Consider the following 14,088-nt stretch of genomic DNA (forward strand, 5'->3'; position numbering starts at 1 on the left):
ATCCCATCCCGAACTCAGCAGTGAAACGCGCCTGCGCCGATGGTAGTGTGGCTCAAGCCATGCAAGAGTAGGTCACCGCCAGGGGCTTTATCCGAAGGCCCGGTCTTTAACTAGACCGGGCCTTCATCTTTTTATGGGTTGTAGAACATGTCCGCAGGACATGGGCTGCAACAGGTCACCGCCAGGGGCTTTATTTAAGAACCCGCTACGTGCAGACGTAGCGGGTTTTTTCTTTTCTGCGCAGCCGAACTGCGTTCGCAACATCTTGCGGTTATCATCGATGGCTCGATCCGCTCCATGGAACCGCATGACTACGGAACACCGCCGTCTGGCCCTGATGCCGTACCTGATTTTCTCCTCGCGCTGGCTGCAGCTGCCGCTCTATCTCGGCCTGATCGTCGCGCAAGCCATCTACGTGGTGCAGTTCGTCCGCGAGCTATGGCACCTGATCGAAACCTCGCTCTTCAATGGCGGCATCGACGCCAAGGTCGCCGACCAGAGCGCCGAGACCACGATCATGCTGACCGTGCTCGGCCTGATCGACGTGGTCATGATCTCCAACCTGCTGGTGATGGTGATTGTCGGCGGCTATGAAACCTTCGTTTCCCGCCTACGCCTGGAAGGCCACCCGGACCAGCCCGAGTGGCTGTCGCACGTCAATGCCACCGTGCTCAAGGTGAAGCTGGCGATGGCGATCATCGGCATCTCTTCGATCCACCTGCTGGCCACCTTCATCAAGGCGAAGAGCCTCGATGGCGAAACGATCATGTGGCAGATCCTGTTGCACTTGACCTTCGTGGCGTCGGCGCTGGCCCTGGCCTTCATCGACCGGATCATGATCGGGCAGGGGAAGGCGGCAACTGCGCACTGAATGGCTCCCTCTCCTGGGTCACGGATATAGCCCGATTCGACTATGTCCCTGACCCCAAGCGGTTTTTGTGCCTGGGCGGTCGCCGTTGGCGCGTGCGACCCGGTAAAGTACCCGGCATGACGGTAGGCAACGAAGCCCTGCATACACTCGTTTTCGGGACGCCACCGGCGCCAGCCGGAGCATTCGTGTCGCCGCGCGTGGAAGCCCTGGTGGCGTTGCTTCGCGAGCGCCTGGCGCGGCCGGGCGGCGCCTTGCTGGTGATCACCGGTGCCGCAGGCGCCGGCAAAACCTATCGGCTGGGCATCGAGTCGGAAGCTCCCGCCAAGGGAGGGCGGCAACTCCTGGTGATCGACGCCGGCGGCGGCCGGGTCACCGGCTGGGAATTGATCAAGATCAGCGCCGTGATGCTTGGCCTGGGCGCCATTACCGGCGCGTCCGAGCAGGGCCTGACCGAGTGGCAATCGGCCTGGGAGCGCCGTCCGCGCGAACTTCCCTTGCCGGCCATCGTTATCGATCACGCCGACGCGCTCGACGCGCAGGGGCTGGAAACACTCTCTGCGCTGCTCGGCATCGGTGCGCCGCGGGGCTTGTCGTTCGTGTTGGTGGGCCGGCCACGGCTGGAGGCGCGGATTCCGCGTCCGCCGGGCGTGGAGGTGGAAACGCTGGGATTTCCGTCTCTTACCAGCGCCGAGAGCGAAGCGTATCTTCGCCACCGCTTTGGCCTGGCCGGCATTCCCCGGCTACCGTTCACGCGGCTGGCCATTCGCCTGGTGGGAAGCTATGCCGGAGGCAATCCGGGATTGATCGACCGCATAGCCTCGCGCGCCCTGCAGCGCGGCGAGACCATCCACGAAGCGACCATCGGCGAACGCACCACGGTCCGCGCCGCGCATGACGTCGTGCCGCGGCATTTGTCCGACTGGCTGCGCCGCTACCCTCGCACCGCCACGCTTGCATCGGCCGCCATCATTGCCCTGGCCTGCTGGTGGCTGGTGACGCGCTACGAGATCACCGGCGGCCAGGTGCCGATGGTGACCCTGCCGGCGGTCGACGAGACCAAGGTGATCGATCGCTTCCGTACATCGTTGCCGCCCATGGCCACGGCGAACGTGCAGGTGTGGAGCGAACTCCTGGCGCGCTGGCAGGTGGCTTCGAAGGATGCTTCGGTCACCGATGCCATCCGTTGCGATGCGCAGGTGTACATGGGCCTGAATTGCCTCTCCGGACGTGGCAGCCTGGAACAGCTGCGTCGATTCGACCGGCCCATCGTGCTCGAGCTGGACGATCCCGCCAAACAGCAGGTGCTGCTGGTGGGCGTGGGCGATTCGGATGTGCGCCTGTTCACAGGCCGCAATTACCTGGATATCCCGCAAGCCTTGCTGGCGAAAGTGTGGAGCGGCCGCTTTTATGCCATCTACACCATTGATCCTGCCGTGCCGCTGCATACCCGGCTGGGCGACCGCGGTCCGGGTGCCGCCTGGCTTGCCACGCGGCTTAAAGCCGGCGGCGCCACCGGCAGCAACGCCGTGTTCGATCGCAACCAGCAGCAGGCGTTGCGCCAGGTGCAGCGCCAGTTCGGCATCAGCGACGATGGCATAGCCGGCCCGGAAACCCTGTTCGCGGTGGCGGCGTCCGACGCCGACGGGCCGCATCTCGCCCGCAACGTGCACTGACACACTGCCACGATGTTCGTTCGCGTCGACACCCGCCGCCGCACCCGCATCTGCTGGGCCACCTTGCTGTTGGTGATCACCTGCGTGGCCTGCTTCATGGCGCTGGCCCTGGCCAATGTTCCCCAGCGTGACTTGCTGATCCGCCAGTGGGGCACGGTGCCGGCGAACATTTTCAACGAAGACGCGCCGTTCTGGCAGCAACTGGCCGATCCTGCGCTTCTGCGCCTGGGTACGGCGCTCTTCATCCACGTACAGTGGTTGCACCTGCTGTCGAACCTGTTGTTCCTGGTGATCTTCGGCATGCCGGCCGAGCGCACCCTTGGCGGATGGCGATTCCTTGCCTTGTTCCTGCTTGGCGGCATCGTCGCCAACCTCGTCGGTGCGGTGTCGCTCACCGGTGCACGCGCGCCGATCATCGGCTGCAGCGGTTCGGTGTCTGCCGTGGTGGGCGCGTACTTCGCGCTTTTCCCCCGCGCCCACCTGGGGCTGGTGTTGCCGCTCGGGGTGTACCTGGAATTCGTTCGCGTGCCGGCCTATGTACTGATCGGCATCTGGGTGTTGGTGCAGTTGCTCTTCAGCTATGCCGGCGCCAGTTACGGCGGCGCGGTGTGGTGGACCCACATCGGCGGGTTCTTCTTCGGCATCATCTTCGCTTTTTTCTCGCGGCCGGCGATCGCCCGCCGGCTGCGCAACTAGGCCACGCTCAGGCCGGTTGCCGGCGGTGCGGCACGCCGGCCACATGCTGCCGTACGAAGGCGCGCAGCATATTCCTGGCGACGGGCGTCGCCGCCACCCCGGCGTAGAGCGGCGCCGGTGGCTGGCCTTCGGCGGTCAGCGCGCTGGCCTTGCGGCGGATGTACGCGCGCATGATGTCGGCGCTGAATTCCGGATGGAACTGCGTGCTGATGGCGTTGGCGCCGTAGCGAAGCAACTGGTGGGGATCGCGCGCCGAACGCGCCAGCACCACCGTGCCCGGTGGGACTTCCAGCACGCTTTGCTCATGGGTCAGATGGACGCGGAACGATGCCGGCAGCTTCGAGGCCAGCGGGTCGTCGTGGCCGGCGTCGAGCCGCTCCACCGCATGCGTGCCCATTTCCCGGCCACCGGGAAGATAGTCGACCCGGCCGCCGAGGGCATGCGACATCAGCTGGTGGCCGTAACAGACGCCGAAGATCGGAAGATCCACATCCATGGCGTTGCGAATCCAGCCGGCGGCGCGCTCGCTCCATGACAGGCGCTCGGTCACCATGGATGCAGAACCCGTGATCACCGCGCCGGCGCACTGCTCCGGCGGTGGCAATTCGTCTCCGCGCTCGACGTCCACCACGTGCAGGTGGTCGTGGCCGACGCGCAGGCCAAGGCGGAACCACTGGGGAAAATCACCATGCCGTGCGCGGATAGGGTCGGGTGCGCGGCCGGTGCGGATGATCAATAGCGGTTTGCTCATGCCGGGGTGTTGGTCTCGGGCAGCTCTTCGTCTTCGATGTCGGTAGGGGGCAGCACGGCCAGTACTTCAGCCACGGTGGTGACGCCGCGCGCTACCTGTTCGGCAGCCGAGATGCGCAGCGGGCGCAAGCCCTCCCGGGTAGCCGCCTGGGAAAGCCGGGCGAGGTCGAGTTGCGCGGTGATCAGGCGGCGCAGCTTCGCCGACATCGGCAGCATCTCGTAGATGCCGGTCCGGCCGAGGAATCCCGTGCGCCGGCATTCCAGGCAACCGACCGGGGCGTACACGCGCTCGGGCAGCGGCAGGTCCCAGCCGCGTGTCAGCACCGCCCATTCGTCGGCGTCCTGCGAGGCCTCGGCCTTGCAATGCGGGCACAGCGTGCGCACCAGGCGCTGCGCCACGACACCGGCCAGCGTGGACTGGATCAGGTAATGAGGTACGCCCAGGTCCAGCAGTCGGGTGATCGCGCTGGTGGTGTCGTTGGTGTGCAGCGTCGAAAGCACCAGATGGCCGGTAAGCGAGGCCTGTACCGCCATCTGCGCGGTTTCAAGGTCGCGGATCTCGCCGATCATGATGATGTCCGGATCCTGGCGCAGCAGCGTGCGCACACCGGTGGCGAAGTCCAGGTCGATGGCCGGCTGCACCTGCATCTGGTTCAGTTCCGGCGACACCATTTCGATGGGGTCTTCCACCGTGCAAACGTTGATCTCCGGCCGCGCCAGGTGCTTGAGCGTGGAATAGAGCGTTGTGGTCTTGCCCGAGCCCGTGGGGCCGGTCACCAGCACGATGCCGTGCGGTCGTTCCACCATGGCGCGCCAGGCGGTGTCCTCGCTGGGCGAAAATCCCAGTTGCACGAATTGCTTGACCACGATGTCGGGATCGAAGATTCGCATCACCACCTTCTCGCCGAAGGCAGTGGGCATGGTGGAGATGCGCAGCTCAACTTCGCGGCCCAGGGTGGAACGCGTCTTGATGCGACCGTCCTGCGGGCGGCGTTTCTCGGCCACGTCCATGCGCGAGAGGATCTTCACGCGGGCGGTCACGGCCGTCATCACCGGCGGTGGCAGTTCGAAAACCTTCTGCATGACGCCGTCGATGCGGAAGCGCATCTGGCCGGCGTCGCGTCGCGGTTCCAGGTGGATGTCCGACGCGCGCTGTTCGAAGGCGTATTGCAGCAGCCAGTCGACGATGTGCACCACGTGGCGGTCGTCGGCGCCGACTTCGCCGGCCTTGCCCAGCTCCAGCAGCTGTTCGTAGTTGATGATCTTGGAGGTATCGATGCCGGCCTTGGCATCCTGGGCCAGCTGGATCGAGCGTTGCACGCCGTAGAACTCGACCAGGTAGCGGTTGATGTCCAGCGGACTGGATACCACCCGCTTGATATCGCGCCGAAGCATGTGGGCGAGGTCGGCTGCCCAGGCAATGTCGAAGGGCTCCGCGCTGGCAAAGGTGGCCTCACCCGGCGACACCGCCACCGGCAGGATGCGGTGGCGCTGCGCGTAGGCGCTGGAGACCACCTGGGTCACCGCCGCTACGTTCACCTTCATCGGGTCGATCTTCAGGTAGGGAAGGTCGGCCTTGCGGGCCAGCCATTCCACCAGCCACTCCACGCTGAGCGGCCGCCCGGGCTCACGCTGGTTGGCAAGCTTGGCGTTGGCAATCACCACCACCGGGTGCAGTTCAACCGTGCTGCGGCCGCCGCGGGAGCCTACCCGCACGCGCTGGGCGTCTTCGCCCAGGACGACGCCATCGGCCACCAGGTTCGCCAGCACTTCGTCCAGCTCCAGGCGGCCACGGCGGCCGAGCAGGCTGGTCGATTGCGGATGGACTGCCATGTGTACCTCGCCGGGACATTGACCCGTCGCCGTGCCGACGGATCGCCCCGTTATACTAGCCCGCTTTACCGCCGGACTCGCGCCACACCATGCAAGCGCTTACCTTCCAGGACATCATCCAGACGCTGAACCGCTATTGGGCGGAACAGGGCTGCGTGCTCCTGCAGCCACTCGATATCGAGGTCGGCGCGGGCACCTTCCATCCGGCGACGTTCCTGCGGGCGCTGGGCCCCGAGCCCTGGGCTGCCGCTTATGTGCAGCCGAGCCGCCGGCCGACCGACGGCCGCTATGGCCAGAATCCCAACCGCCTGCAGCACTACTACCAGTACCAGGTGGTATTGAAGCCCAATCCCGATGACATCCTGGAGCTCTACGTCGGCTCGCTCAAGGCGCTGGGCATCGATCCCCTGGTCCACGACCTGCGCTTCGTCGAGGACAACTGGGAATCGCCCACCCTGGGCGCATGGGGCCTGGGCTGGGAAGTGTGGCTCAACGGCATGGAAGTGACCCAGTTCACCTATTTCCAGCAGGCCGGCGGCATGGAATGCCGTCCCGTCACCGGTGAAATCACCTATGGCCTGGAGCGCCTGGCCATGTACCTGCAGAACGTGGACAGCGTGTACGACCTCATCTGGACGCGCGCGCCCCATGGCGTGGTGACCTACGGCGATGTCTTCCACCAGAACGAGGTGGAGCAGAGCACCTACAATTTCCAGTACGCCAACGTCCCGGAGCTCGTCCACTGGTTCGACGTCTGCGAGGGCGAGGCCGCCAAGCTGATCGACGTTGGCCTGCCGTTGCCTGCCTATGAACAGGTGTGCAAGGCCAGCCATGCCTTCAACCTGCTCGATGCGCGACGCGCGATCAGCGTGACCGAGCGCCAGCGCTACATCCTGCGCGTGCGTACGCTGTCCCGCGGTGTCGCCGAGGCCTATGTGGCACAGCGCGAGAAACTTGGCTTCCCGGGCCTGCGCCAGAAGGAGCCGGCACATGGCTGAGCTGAGCAAGTCGCTGCTGGTTGAACTGGGCACCGAGGAACTGCCACCCAAGGCCCTGGATGAGTTGGCCGAGGCCTTCCTGGCCGGCGTGTGCGAGGGCCTGGGCAAGCTCGGTATCAGCTTCGACACCCAAGGCGCCAAGGCGCTGGCCTCGCCGCGCCGCCTGGCTGTGTACATACCCGGCGTGGCAGTGGCCCAGCCGGATCAATCGGTGGAGCGCCGCGGCCCGGCCGTGAATGCCTCGATCGATGCCGAGGGCAATCCGTCCAGGGCCCTGGTGGGCTTTGCGCAGTCGTGCGGCGTGGATGTGTCGGCGCTGGAGAAGCTCCAGACCGACAAGGGTGCGTGGTTCGTATTCCGTGCGGTGAAGGCGGGCCAGCCCACCGCCGAACTCGTGCCCGACCTGGTGCGCGATGCGCTCAAGGCGCTGCCCATTCCCCGTCCGATGCGATGGGGCGATCGCGACGACACTTTCGTGCGTCCCGTGCACTGGCTCGTGATGCTGCTGGGCGCCGACGTGGTGCCCGGCACCATCCTTGGCCTGGAAAGCGGCCGCCAGTCGCGTGGCCATCGCTTCATGCATCCGCGCAACGTGCACATCGCCGACGCCGACAGCTATGTGGATGCCCTGCGCAACGCCCGCGTACTGGCCGACCGCCACGAGCGCCGCGCCCGCGTGCGCAGCGAAGTGGCACGCGTGGCCGCCGGTGGCGAGCCGCGCCTGTCCGACGACCTGCTCAATGAAATCGCCAACCTCGCCGAGTGGCCAGTGGGCGTGGCCTGCACCTTCGAGACGCAATTCCTCGAAGTGCCGCCCGAAGCGCTGGTGACCACCATGGAAACCAACCAGAAGTTCGTTCCGGTGTTCGATGCTGAAGGAAAGCTCACCGAGCATTTCGTCGGCGTTGCAAACATCGAGAGCAAGGACGTTGCCGAAGTGCGCAAGGGCTATGAACGGGTGATCCGCCCGCGCTTCGCCGATGCGAAATTCTTTTGGGAAGAAGACCTCAAATCCCCGTTGGCGGCGCAGCACGAAGTGCTCAAGTCCGTGGTGTACCAGCAGGCGCTGGGCTCACTGTGGGACAAGACGGTGCGCGTAGCCGAACTTGCGCGCGTGATCGCCAATCGCGTGGGCGTGGATGCCGGCATGGCCACCGCCGCAGCGGCGCTGGCCAAGTGCGACCTGATGACCCGCATGGTGGGCGAATTCCCCGAACTGCAAGGCGTGATGGGCCGTTATTACGCACAGCGGCAGGGCGAGCCGGCCGAGGTATCCGAAGCACTGGACCAGCACTATCAACCGCGTTTCGGTGGTGATGCCATCGCCCGCGGCAAGGTGGCCCAGGTGCTGGCCGTCGCCGAGCGCCTGGATACGCTTGCGGGCATTTTTGCCGTGGGCATGAAGCCCAGCGGCAACAAGGATCCCTTCGCCCTGCGTCGCGCGGCGCTGGGCCTGGCCCGCACCCTGGTGGAGGGTGGCCTGGATATCGAGCTTGCCGCGGCGTTCACCGAGGCGCTGGAGCTGGTGCCCGAAGCTGCTTTTACCGCCGGTATCAAGCCGAACAAGGATGGTTCCACCCCGGCGCTCGACATTGGAGCGCGCCGCGCAGCCCTGCGCGAAGAACTGGTGGGCTTCGTCTTCGACCGCCTGCGTGGTTATTACGCCGACCAGGGATTGGGCACCGAGTGGTTCGATGCGGCGCTGGCCGCCCGGCCTGCGACCCTGCCGGACTTCGATCGCCGCCTGCGTGCGGTGGGCGCCTTTGCTGGCTTGCCTGCAGCGGCGAGCCTGGCTGCCGCCAACAAGCGCGTGGCCAACATCCTGCGCAAGCAGGAAGAGGAAAGCGGTCCGGTATCCACCACCGTGGATGCGGCGCATTTCGAATCCGATGCAGAGCGGGAACTGGCCGCGGCGCTTGAATCGGCGCGACGCGATGTCGAGGCTTCCGCCGACTACCAGGCCTCGCTGGCGCGGCTGGCGCAATTGCAGGCGCCGGTAGACCGGTTCTTCGACGAGGTGCTGGTGAACGCCGATTCCGCCGCGGTGCGCATCAACCGGCTGGCGCTGCTGGCCCAGCTTCGCGCGCTGTTCGGCGGCATCGCCGATATTTCCCGGCTGGGCTAGGCCCGGCCGGGCGTCTTACCTCACGCCACTTTGCTGCGGATGCGCTCGCCGACCTTGTGGTTGAAGGCAACAATCTTGTCCGTATAGATCGGCTCGTTGGCCTGGCCAAGGATGTCGTACAACTCGCTGAGCAGGTCCGCGTTCTTCGGCAGCTCGAAACTACCGCCGGCGAGTTCGACATTCGATTTCAGGAGCTTCACGGCGCTAGCCAGGCGATCGGCGTCCAGGCCGCCGATCTCGGTGGAACCATCCGCGGCCAGTACGCGCGAAGGGCCGTTGCGCTCGTATGTCTCGCCGCTGCGGGAAGACAGCCTGCCGCCTTCACGGGTGGCACCATCCAGTTCCATCGAACCTTCGCCGGCGACCAGCCATACCAGGCTGATGCCCAAAGTCTTGGCCATGGTGACGCAGCGTGCGCGTGACGGATCGGTGTGGCCGTCGCGCCAGCTGCGCACGACGCCTTCGGAAAAGCCGCAGCGACGGGCGATCTCGCTCACGCTGCCAACCATGCCGATGACTGTTTTGACGCGTTGGGCGAACGTGGCGCCGGCGTTGCTGTTCATGTCTTCCACTTCCATTGGCAAGTGTGTGTCGGTCGGGATCGAAGCGTGAGCGTCCGAAAACGCATAGATCGACGATACCGTTGACCGCAACGGTGCGTGGCGTGATGAAAAATTCTTCATTTGAGGAGTTCCTTGGGTACGGGCCCCCGCCACGCCAGGTCAACCTACCTTCGGCATCTTTCCCCGAACTTTCGTAAGTTCCAGCGGCCGATGAAAGATTTTTCATACTTTATACCGACCGGAAAGAGCCGAGGCGTCGGGTTCTTGCGACCCAAGTGCCGGAAATTACTGAAATTCAACGAGAAATCGCAAGAAATTACCTGTCATGATAGTGAAACTAGGAAACATTCCTAGTTGATTTCGTTGGATTTTCGTTGTGGCGTCGTGACGATTGGGCTATAGATACTCCGCAATTACTTGCGTAGGGGTGGAAGCCTTCAGTCGCAGGTTCTTGAGGTGTGGGGGGAGGGCGCGTCCGGGGAGCGGTCGCGCGCCCTTCGGCATCAACGCATCAGGCCTGTCCGGCTTACTTGCCCGGCGCAACGCCTTGTTTTTGTTTGCCCAGTCATGGGCTTTGGGGAGATAGTTCAATGAATCTGGTTCATTCGCCGCGCGGGCTTGGCCTGCGCAGGACGGCGCTGGCCGTCGCGCTTATCGCCGGTATCGCCGGCAGCGCGACTTCTTTCGCGCAGTCCAACGCATCAGGCGTGATCTTCGGTCGCGCTGAGTCCGGCACCATCCATCTGGAAAATACCGACACTGGCCTCACCCGCGACATCGAAGTGGGTGCCGACGGCCGTTATCGCGCCTCGTCGTTGCCCATCGGCGTGTACAAGGTAAGCCTGGTGCGCAATGGCGCCACCGTCGACAGCCGCAGCAACGTGCAGGTGACGGTGGGCCAGGGTGCCGACGTATCGTTCGCCGGCGCTTCCAGCGCCGCCAATGCGCAGAACCTGGAAGGCGTGCAGGTGATCGGGACGGCGCTGCCCTCGATCGACGTTTCGAACGTCGACTCGCGTACGGTGCTTACCTCGCAGCAGCTGCAGAAGCTGCCCATCGGCCAGAACGTCAACGCGGCCGCCCTGCTGGCGCCGGGTTCGGTCAGCGCCGATAGCCGCTACGGCAACGCCATCTCACTCGGTGGTGCATCGGCCGCCGAGAACCAGTACTACGTCAACGGTTTCCCGGTCACCAACCCGCTGACCGGCCTGGGCTTCTCCAGCCTGCCATTCGACTCGATCGACCAGGAGCAGGTGTTCACCGGCGGCTACGGCGCCGAGTACGGCCGCTCCACCGGCGGCGTGGTCAACATCATCACCAAGCGCGGCAGCAACACCTGGAAGGGCTCGGTCGAAACACAAGTGGTGCCGCGCAAGCTCAAGGCTTCGCCGCGTACGATCTATTACCCCAACACGGGTAATTTCCCCAACACCGACGGCCGCATCTACCAGTACCGGAACGAGAACAAGACCTCTCAGGTGCTGTACAACGCGTCCATCGGCGGCCCGCTGATCAAGGACAAACTGTTCATCTACGCTGCGGGCGAATACACGCGCGACGAGGGGCAGAAGGGCGTCAATACGGTGCTGGCGCGCACGCAGAGCAACGACACCACCAAGGTCACGCGCTGGTTGGGCAAGATCGACTGGAACATCACCGACAGCAACATCCTTGAACTGACCGGCGCCGGCGACGACAACATCATCGATAGCCAGATCTTCGGCTACAGCTACGTTGATGGCTCCAGGGGCCGCTACATCGGTTCTGAGCACCGCAAGAACACCGGCACCGCCAATTCCTCGCCCGGCGGCACCATGTGGGTGAGCAAATACACCGGCTACGTTACCGACGATCTCACCGTGAGTGCGCTCTACGGCAAGAGCAAGGCCCCCCACCTGGATGTGCCGCTGGGCAACTCCGGTGGCATCTGCCCGAACATCACCGACAACCGTACGTTCGGAACGCCGCGCGTCAGCTGCGCCCCCGTGCAGGGCAACCTGATCGTGCCGGGCGCCAATGACAAGACCAAGGCGCTTCGCTTCGACGTTGAATACCGTCTCGGCGCCCACGACCTGCGCGCGGGTATCGATAACCAGACACTGGAATCGTTCGCGGGCCTGCAAAGCCAGGGTGGCGCTACCTGGGTTTATACCGACGCTCCCGACGACGGCATCATCCCGGGCTATCCGGACCTCGTCGTGCCGCCCGGCGCCACTGAAATTGCCCAGCGCGTGATCTTCAGCGCCTCGGGTAACACCAAGGTGGAGCAGGAAGCGCAGTTCATCGAAGACCACTGGCAGGTATCCGATCGCTGGCTGGCGTACATCGGCCTGCGTAACGAGCAGTTCAAGAACTTCAACACCGATGGCGACGTCTACGTGAAACAGCGCCACCAGCTGGCGCCTCGTTTGGGCGTTACCTGGGACGTGTACGGCGACTCCACGCTGAAGATCTATGCCAACGCCGGTCGTTACCACCTGGCCGTGCCGTCCAACGTGGCCATCCGCGGTGCCGGCCCCAGCCGCTTCGAGCGCCAGTGGTTCTACTACACGTCAGTTGATCCCACCACGGGCGCGCCATCCAGCCCGACGGCGATCAGCGGCGTATCCTTCGCCAACGGCGCCAATGGTTCGGCGCCTAACCCGGTCACGCTGGTGAAGAAGGGCCTGTCGGCCTACTACCAGGACGAATTCATCGTCGGCTTCGACAGGCAGCTGGGCACTGAGTGGACCGTAGGCGCCAAGGCCACGTACCGCAAGCTCAAGAGCATCATCGACGACTTCTGCGATGCCCGTCCGTTCCTGAACTACGCCGCCGCCCACAACGTCGAGCTCACCAACCCGGCGTTCACCGATTACCTGTCCAACGGCTCGCCCTGCCTTCTGTTCAACCCGGGCTCCGGCGGCACGTTCAACGTCGACACCACCGGCAACGGTGATATCCAGCAGTGGAAGCTCAGCGGCGCCGACCTCGGCTACCCGCACCTGAAGCGCAAGTACCTGGCGGTGAGCCTGTACGCCGAACACCAGTTCGCCGACAAGCTCTATGGCAAGGTCGAGTACGTGTGGTCCAAGAGCTACGGCAACTCCGAAGGCCTGCTGCTTTCGGACATCGGCCAGCAGGATCCGTCGGTCACGCAGGCCTGGGACTTCCCGGAACTGATGAACGCGGCCAGCGGCTACCTGCCCAATGATCGTCGCCACACGCTCAAGGCATACGGCTACTACCAGCTCACCCCGGAATGGCTGTTCGGTGCAACCTTCGTCGCAGCGTCCGGTCGTCCGAAGAACTGCCTTGGCCAGTACCCGAACGATCCGTATGGCTATGGTGCGGCGTTCTTCTACTGCAACGGCGAGTTCGTGCCGCGCGGTACCGTGGGCCGCCTGCCCTGGACCTACAACCTTGGCCTGTCGGCCGAGTATCGCCCGGCGTTCGCCAACCACCAGCTGGCGTTCTCGGCGGATGTCCTGAACGTGTTCAACCAGCAGCGCACACAGAACCGCATCGAAACGGCCACCACGGCTTCTGGCAGCCCGCTCAACACGTACGGTCGCACGATCGCCTTTAGCGATCCGCGTTACTTCCGTTTTGCCGTGAAGTACGACTTCTCGCTGTAAGTCACAAAAAAAAGATGCAGCCGGGCCCCCAAGGGCCCGTGACTCCCCAGACCTGGCCGCCGGCCTCCCACCGGCGGCTTTTTTTTGTCTTCGATTTACCGAAATATCCTGCGGAACTGAAAGGTTAAAGAAAGTTTCATCTAATTATGAACGTACTAATTTGCGTGGAAGAACAAGCATTTTCCTGCCTTCCCGTTCTCCGTGATCGTCCTTCCTAGGAATTATTCCTAGGTTTTTTTGTGTAATTCCCGTTGAGGTGCCGTAATGAATGGGCTATAGATACGCCGCAATTACTTGCTAACGCGGCATCTATATACGCGGTTGCGGTTCGCAAGTTTTAGCAAGTAAGGGGGTCAGGGCGGCCGGGGAGCGGTTGTCTTGATTGTTTATCGCTGAAAGGGGATGCGACGGCTCGCTCGAGTCGACGCAACAATTTGATTCGCTTGCCCATTTTCTGGGTCTTGGGGAGAAATACTCAATGAATGTCAATTCGCAGCGCAGGCTTCGCCTGCGCCGTACGGTGCTGGCTGTCGCCTTGATTTCCGGCCTCGCCGGCACCGGCGCGGTCCTTGCGCAGTCCAACGCATCCGGCGCCATGTTCGGTAGCGCGCCGGCCGATTCAGGCAGCACCGTACTGATCGAGAACACCGATACTGGCTTCTCGCGTGAGGTCGCTGTTGATTCGAGCGGTCGCTACCGAATTTCGTCGCTGCCAGTGGGTAACTATCGCGTCACGCTCAAGAGCGCTGGCAAGAGCGTATCCACGCGTGACAATGTCGCCGTCAACGTCGGTGGCGGTTCGGAAGTTTCCTTCACAGGGGAAGGCACCGCCACCAAGGCGCAGACCCTGGAAGGCGTGTCCGTGGTGGCCTCGGCGCTGCCGACCATCGACGTCTCCGTGGCCGATACACGCACTGTGCTGACCTCTGCGCAGTTGAACCGCATACCCGTGGCACGCAACA

At 64.1% G+C, this 14,088-nt stretch carries 10 protein-coding genes and 1 rRNA gene; 8 read left to right on the forward strand and 3 right to left on the reverse strand.

The annotated features are described in order from the left end of the window. The 4 genes from rrf to VK519_RS10685 all read left to right on the forward strand — a co-directional run. Positions 1 to 84, forward strand: a 5S ribosomal RNA gene (gene rrf, locus VK519_RS10670); the annotation flags it as partial. A gap of 223 nt (positions 85 to 307) precedes the next feature. Continuing rightward, positions 308 to 871 carry a TIGR00645 family protein gene (locus tag VK519_RS10675; protein WP_324349670.1) on the forward strand — a complete coding sequence of 188 codons (564 nt, stop codon included), beginning with the start codon at positions 308 to 310 and terminating at the stop codon, positions 869 to 871. 116 nt (positions 872 to 987) lie between these two features. Further along, positions 988 to 2,544: an AAA family ATPase gene (locus VK519_RS10680; protein WP_324349671.1), complete on the forward strand. Its 1,557-nt coding sequence runs from the start codon at positions 988 to 990 to the stop codon at positions 2,542 to 2,544. Positions 2,545 to 2,556: 12 nt separating this feature from the next. Further along, entirely contained in the window at positions 2,557 to 3,240 is a 684-nt protein-coding gene (locus VK519_RS10685; RefSeq protein WP_324349673.1) for a rhomboid family intramembrane serine protease, read from the forward strand. A 7-nt stretch (positions 3,241 to 3,247) separates the two neighbouring features. Here the strand turns inward: VK519_RS10685 and VK519_RS10690 are convergent, their stop codons facing one another. Continuing rightward, a complete protein-coding gene (locus tag VK519_RS10690) occupies positions 3,248 to 3,991 on the reverse strand; it encodes a glutamine amidotransferase (RefSeq protein WP_324349675.1) in 744 nt (247 codons plus the stop codon). Further along, positions 3,988 to 5,823 carry a type IV pilus assembly ATPase TfpB gene (gene tfpB / locus VK519_RS10695; RefSeq protein WP_324349677.1) on the reverse strand — a complete coding sequence of 612 codons (1,836 nt, stop codon included), beginning with the start codon at positions 5,821 to 5,823 and terminating at the stop codon, positions 3,988 to 3,990. The genes VK519_RS10690 and tfpB overlap by 4 nt, the downstream gene beginning before the upstream one ends. A gap of 89 nt (positions 5,824 to 5,912) precedes the next feature. Here tfpB and glyQ point away from each other — a divergent pair, with 89 nt between their 5' ends. Both glyQ and glyS read left to right on the forward strand, forming a co-directional pair. After that, entirely contained in the window at positions 5,913 to 6,821 is a 909-nt protein-coding gene (gene glyQ, locus VK519_RS10700) for a glycine--tRNA ligase subunit alpha (protein ID WP_324349679.1), read from the forward strand. Then, positions 6,814 to 8,946, forward strand: a complete 2,133-nt coding sequence (gene glyS, locus VK519_RS10705; protein WP_324349681.1) for a glycine--tRNA ligase subunit beta — start codon at positions 6,814 to 6,816, stop codon at positions 8,944 to 8,946. Before glyQ ends, glyS begins: the two co-directional genes overlap by 8 nt. Before the next feature lie 20 nt (positions 8,947 to 8,966). Here the strand turns inward: glyS and VK519_RS10710 are convergent, their stop codons facing one another. Further along, complete coding sequence (locus VK519_RS10710) at positions 8,967 to 9,509, reverse strand: helix-turn-helix domain-containing protein (protein WP_324349684.1); 543 nt, start codon at positions 9,507 to 9,509, stop codon at positions 8,967 to 8,969. Positions 9,510 to 10,099: 590 nt separating this feature from the next. Between VK519_RS10710 and VK519_RS10715 the strand changes: the two genes are divergently transcribed. Further along, complete coding sequence (locus VK519_RS10715; RefSeq protein ID WP_324349686.1) at positions 10,100 to 13,126, forward strand: TonB-dependent receptor; 3,027 nt, start codon at positions 10,100 to 10,102, stop codon at positions 13,124 to 13,126. Positions 13,127 to 13,604: 478 nt separating this feature from the next. Continuing rightward, the coding region (locus VK519_RS10720; RefSeq protein ID WP_324349688.1) for a carboxypeptidase-like regulatory domain-containing protein at positions 13,605 to 14,088 on the forward strand (484 nt) is incomplete at its 3' end.

The organism is Pinirhizobacter sp. (genome assembly GCF_035317885.1).
In the GTDB taxonomy this organism is placed as follows: domain Bacteria; phylum Pseudomonadota; class Gammaproteobacteria; order Xanthomonadales; family Rhodanobacteraceae; genus Pinirhizobacter.

Bases quoted from the DNA above. Each gene is read 5' to 3' on its own strand.
- glyS (WP_324349681.1), top strand. From the start codon at position 6,814: ATGGCTGAGCTGAGCAAGTCGCTGCTGGTTGAACTGGGCACCGAGGAA.
- VK519_RS10675 (WP_324349670.1), top strand. From the start codon at position 308: ATGACTACGGAACACCGCCGTCTGGCCCTGATGCCGTACCTGATTTTC.
- VK519_RS10710 (WP_324349684.1), bottom strand. From the start codon at position 9,509: ATGAACAGCAACGCCGGCGCCACGTTCGCCCAACGCGTCAAAACAGTC.
- VK519_RS10690 (WP_324349675.1), bottom strand. From the start codon at position 3,991: ATGAGCAAACCGCTATTGATCATCCGCACCGGCCGCGCACCCGACCCT.
- VK519_RS10680 (WP_324349671.1), top strand. From the start codon at position 988: ATGACGGTAGGCAACGAAGCCCTGCATACACTCGTTTTCGGGACGCCA.
- tfpB (WP_324349677.1), bottom strand. From the start codon at position 5,823: ATGGCAGTCCATCCGCAATCGACCAGCCTGCTCGGCCGCCGTGGCCGC.
- VK519_RS10715 (WP_324349686.1), top strand. From the start codon at position 10,100: ATGAATCTGGTTCATTCGCCGCGCGGGCTTGGCCTGCGCAGGACGGCG.
- VK519_RS10685 (WP_324349673.1), top strand. From the start codon at position 2,557: ATGTTCGTTCGCGTCGACACCCGCCGCCGCACCCGCATCTGCTGGGCC.
- glyQ (WP_324349679.1), top strand. From the start codon at position 5,913: ATGCAAGCGCTTACCTTCCAGGACATCATCCAGACGCTGAACCGCTAT.